The sequence below is a fragment of the Streptomyces sp. NPDC060027 genome, from assembly GCF_042737005.1.
Classification (GTDB): domain Bacteria; phylum Actinomycetota; class Actinomycetes; order Streptomycetales; family Streptomycetaceae; genus Streptomyces.
Window position 1 is genome coordinate 1 of the sequence record NZ_JBHWVI010000392.1, and the last position, 4,013, is coordinate 4,013.

Consider the following 4,013-nt stretch of genomic DNA (forward strand, 5'->3'; position numbering starts at 1 on the left):
GCTCCGGAGCGAGCGGAGCGGCCGCGGCCGGCGTGATGGTCGGCGGGCCGTGACGGGCGTGGGCCCCGTGAGCGTCAGCGGGCCGTGCCGAAGTCCTGCGTCCAGTAGTTGCCGGGCTGCGCCACCCCCACACCGATCTCCTTGAAGCCGCAGTCCAGGATGTTGCGCTTGTGGCCGGCGCTGGCCATCCAGCCCGCCATGACTTGCTCGGGCGTGGAGTACCCGTACGCGACGTTCTCGCCGTAGGTGCTCCAGAGGTAGCCCGCGCGCGTGATCCGCTGTCCCGGGTCGGACCCGTCGGAACCGGTGTGCGACATGGTGTTGTGGCTCGCCATGTCCGCGCTGTGGGCCTGGGCGGCCTGCGAGAGCTTCGCGTTCAGGGTGACCGGGGAGCAACCGACCTTGGCGCGCTCGCTGTTGACCAGGGCGACCACGCGGGCGACGGCGGCGGACGCGGTGGTCGCCGTGCCTGCGGCGGGAGCCGTGGTGGTGGGCGGCTTCGATGCGGCGGTCGTCGTCGAGGGGGGCGCGGCGGTGGGCTTCGGCGCGGCGGTGGTCCTCGTCGGGGCGGGCGGGGTGGTCGCCTTCGAGACGGGCGCCTTGGGCTTCTCCGGGGCGGGCGCCGCAGTCCTGGGAGAGGTCGTCGGCGAGGGCGAAACCGTCGCCGTGGGCTTCGCGGTCCGGACGTCCCGCCCCCGGTGCCCGTCCCAGGACGTCTTCCTCCCGTCCGTCCGGTGCCCGTCCCAGGACGTCTTCCTCCCGTCCGTCCGGTGCCCGTCCCAGGACGTCTTCCTCCCGTCCGTCCGGTGCCCGTCCCAGGACGCCTTCTTCCCGTCCGTCCAGGGACCGCTGGACGTGGCGGCGATGGCCTCGGTTCCTTCGTCGCCCATGCACGCCATGGCGGCCGACGGCACCGCCACCGCGCCCATCGCCAGGACGGCGACGGCTATGGGCCGGCGGCGCGTCTTCCTGCCGTGCTTCCGGTGGTTCCTCATGCGGACCTCGTTCGGTCGACTCTCCTTGCGCCTCCGGCGGGCTCGGTTTCACACAGACACTGTGCTTGACCTGCGGGGACGCCTTGCGGGGCCGTCATTGTTAAAAGCCGCGGGAGGGCACGGCAACGGGGACTTCCACTACCTCGCCTAGTAGGCGAGGGCACCCTTGAATCCGGCCCGGGATTGTGCCGGGCCGCCGCGCCGGACGCCGACGGCGCCTCACACTCCGTCAGAAGGGCGGCAGAGGCGGTCCGGCGGCTCGAGGCCGGTGACCCGGGCCGGTGGCCCCGGCCGAGATGCCGTGAATGCCCGCTTCCATATGCCAGATCCGCCTATATCAGCCACACGCCACGTACTATCGCGGCACGTTGATGGGGACCGGGCACGTGAGGGATGTCACCGACTTTCCCCACAACCCTTTCGGTGCCCGGCGTCCGAGGGTGCAGTCAGGCGGCGGTGACCGTGCGCAGGAGCGCGTCGAGGCCGCCGGCGTAGATGCCGTGACGTCGTCGACCACACCTACCGCCAGGCCATCGCCGCCGCCGCCAGCGGCTGCCAGGCCGCCCTGGACGCCACCTCGCGGCGCTGGGCGACGAACACGCCCTCGCCTCGGTCCCCGCGCCTAAAGGCAAGAGGACAGCACCGGGACATCTGGTGGAAGGCATCCACTGCGACGTGGGTGCTGCCAGAACCGATGCTGAGCGCCCCCGTGCCCGAGCCGATCTACGGCCGTACTGCGCTGCGGAGCCCAAGTGGGACGGGTTCCGGACGCTGGTCTCCGTCGCGCAGGGTGACCGCACAGGCCGGACGCCGCCCGCCCTCGAGGATGTGCCGTTCGGCTGGGCAGCAGCACGGCCTGCCCGCCGGCGGGCTCGTCACCGAACTGCGGGCGCACCTCGGTCAGCCACCACGCCAGCAGCCGGTCCACCCCGTCGATGGCCGGCACCAGGTCGGCGGCGTACGCCAGGGCGCGGTCGACGTCGCCGAGCTCCCGGTGGATCCCGACCCTCCGATGCCCGGAGTACGTCTCTTTTCAGCCATTCCCCTATAACGCCCCTGCACGGAAAGGTACTTCCGTACTGGAGCATGCACCTGACATCTTGCATCCACCACTCGTTTCGTACGGCCCCACCGGTGCCCTCAGCACGGCCGGGCCGTCTCCGGAGGACGCATTGATACCCCCCATATCCATCCGACCTAGACGCACGCTGGTCCTGGCGGCCACGCTCGGCGCCGCCCTCGCGTTCGGCGCCCCGGGCGCCCTCGCGGGCACGCTCCCCATCGACCCCTCCACCGCGCCAGCCGCCAAGGCCCACGCTCCGGCCGCCGTGCCGGCTTCCCGGAGTGCGACCTGGGTGGCCGGCACGCGTGCCTACCTCGTGATCACCGCCCCCGGTGACAGCTCGGCGGTCCGTTCCGCGATCGCGGCCAACGGCGGCACCGTCTTCTCGAACTTCGACGCCATCGGCGTGATCGTCGCCCACTCGGCGTCCAGCGGGTTCGCCGCCACCATGCGCGGCGTCGCCGGCGTGCAGCAGGTCGGCGCCACGCGCACCTCGGACGTCCCGGCCGACGCCTACAACCCGGCGCTCCCGGCCAATCCGGCCCAGGCCTCGACCCCGGCCGGAGAACCGGTCCGGGCCGACATGAGCCAGATCAAGGCCGACCAGGCCTGGGCCGTGAATCCGGGCTCCGCCTCCGTCACAGTCGGCATCCTGGACACCGGTGTGGACGACCAGCACCAGGACCTGGCGCCCAACTTCAACGCGGCCGACTCAGTCTCCTGCGCCTACGGCAAGCCCGACACCCGTGCCGGCGCCTGGCGGGACGTCGACACGCACGGCACCCACGTAGCGGGCACCATCGCCGCGGCCAAGAACGGCAAGGGCGTCGTCGGCGTGGCCCCCGGGGTGAAGATCTCCGCGGTCCGGGTCGCCGAGCCGGGCAACTCCTTCTTCTTCGCCGAGAACACCATCTGCGGCTTCGTCTGGGCCGGTGACCACGGCTTCAAGGTCACCAACAACAGCTACTACACGGACCCGTGGCAGTTCAACTGCCCGGACAACATCGACCAGGCCGCCATCATCGAGGGCGTCAAGCGCGCCCAGGAGTACGCCGAGGGCAAGGGCTCCCTCCAGATCGCCGCCGCGGGCAACGAGAACTACGACCTCGCCCACAAGACGACCGACTCCGCGAGCCCGAACGACTCGACGCCGGTCACCCGGACCATCACCAACGCCTGCCTCGACATCCCGACCGAGCTGCCGGGCGTGGTCACGGTCGCGGCCAACGGCACGGGCGTCACCAAGGCCTCGTTCTCCAACTACGGGCAGGGCGTCATCGACGTCGCGGCGCCGGGCAGCAACGTGTACTCCACCGTCCCCGGCGGCGGCTACGGCAGCAAGAGCGGCACCTCGATGGCCACCCCGCACGTGGTCGGCGTGGCGGCACTCATCGCCAGCGCCAACCCGGGCATCACCCCGGCGCAGATCCGCGCCAAGCTGGCCGCCCAGGCCAACGACATCGCCTGCCCCTCGGACAGCCGCTGCACGGGCACGACGGCCAGCAACTCGTTCTTCGGCGAAGGACAGGTCGACGCCCTCAAGGCCGTCGGGACCACCCCGCCGCCCGGCAAGTACTTCGAGAACCTCGCGGACTTCGCCGTCAACGACAACGCAACCGTGGAGAGCCCGATCGCCATAACCGGCGTGACCGGCAACGCCCCGGCCACCCTCAAGGTGGGTGTGGACATCAAGCACACCTACATCGGTGACCTGAAGGTCGACCTGGTGGCGCCGGACGGCACCGTCTACACGCTGCACAACCACGCCGGCGGCAGCGCCGACAACATCGCCCAGACCTACACCGTGAACGCCTCCTCGGAGGTCGCCAACGGCACCTGGAAATTGCGCGTCAACGACAACGCCGCCTCCGACACAGGCAAGATCGACGCCTGGAACCTGACCTTCTGACGCAGGGCCCGGCAACGCCCACGTCGGCACGCTGTGCGCCGACGGC

2 protein-coding genes are annotated in these 4,013 nt (G+C 71.2%); one reads left to right on the top strand and one right to left on the bottom strand.

Features of this window, described 5'->3' with window-relative positions:
- Nucleotides 1-74: 74 nt before the first annotated feature.
- Entirely contained in the window at nt 75-995 is a 921-nt protein-coding gene (locus ACFWBT_RS42145) for a CAP domain-containing protein (protein ID WP_385709876.1), read from the bottom strand.
- A 1,172-nt stretch (nt 996-2,167) separates the two neighbouring features.
- Here ACFWBT_RS42145 and ACFWBT_RS42150 point away from each other — a divergent pair.
- Complete coding sequence (locus tag ACFWBT_RS42150) at nt 2,168-3,967, top strand: S8 family serine peptidase (RefSeq protein WP_385709879.1); 1,800 nt, start codon at nt 2,168-2,170, stop codon at nt 3,965-3,967.
- Nucleotides 3,968-4,013: the final 46 nt, after the last annotated feature.

Excerpts from the sequence above, each read along its gene's own strand:
- ACFWBT_RS42145 (WP_385709876.1), bottom strand. The coding sequence starts at position 995 with ATGAGGAACCACCGGAAGCACGGCAGGAAGACGCGCCGCCGGCCCATA.